The organism is Staphylococcus coagulans (genome assembly GCF_002901995.1).
Classification (GTDB): Bacteria; Bacillota; Bacilli; order Staphylococcales; family Staphylococcaceae; genus Staphylococcus; species Staphylococcus coagulans.
In genome coordinates, this window is the sequence record NZ_PPQN01000083.1 from 1 (window position 1) to 494 (window position 494).

Sequence of the window (494 nt, forward strand, 5' to 3'; positions counted from 1 at the left end):
CGTTCGATTTCATCAATTAATTCTTGTGGAAAACCGTTTGGATACACTTTGAATGGCTGCATGATATTCAAGCCCATCATTTCCCAATGGCCTGTCATTGTATCTTTACCGACTGAAGCTTCGCTTAATTTTGTATAATACGCTTTTGGATGTGCAACTGCCCCAACGACAGGTAAGGCATCAATATTACCCAAACCTAATTGTTCAAGATACGGTAATTTTTGGTCAAATCCTTCTAACGTATGCTTCAGTGTGTGGGACCCTTCATCGTTAAAATTTTTCGCATCTGGGGCTTCTCCTATCCCAACAGAATCCATGACAATCAAATGTACACGTTGAAATGGTGTTGTCATATAAATCACTCCTACATTGATTAATTTAGCTGTTATCGTTTAATAGTCTGTGTCTGATTCCAATCCTTGCATGATTTGAACACCTGCACTTGCGCCCACACGTGTGGCACCTGCTTCAACCATTGCGTTAAAATCTTCTAA

At 39.9% G+C, this 494-nt stretch carries 2 pseudogenes; both read right to left on the reverse strand.

The window, feature by feature from the left end:
* Positions 1-353 (reverse strand): annotated as a pseudogene (locus CD118_RS11230) (phosphopentomutase); the annotation flags it as partial.
* A gap of 39 nt (positions 354-392) precedes the next feature.
* Positions 393-494 (reverse strand): annotated as a pseudogene (locus CD118_RS11235) (deoxyribose-phosphate aldolase); the annotation flags it as partial.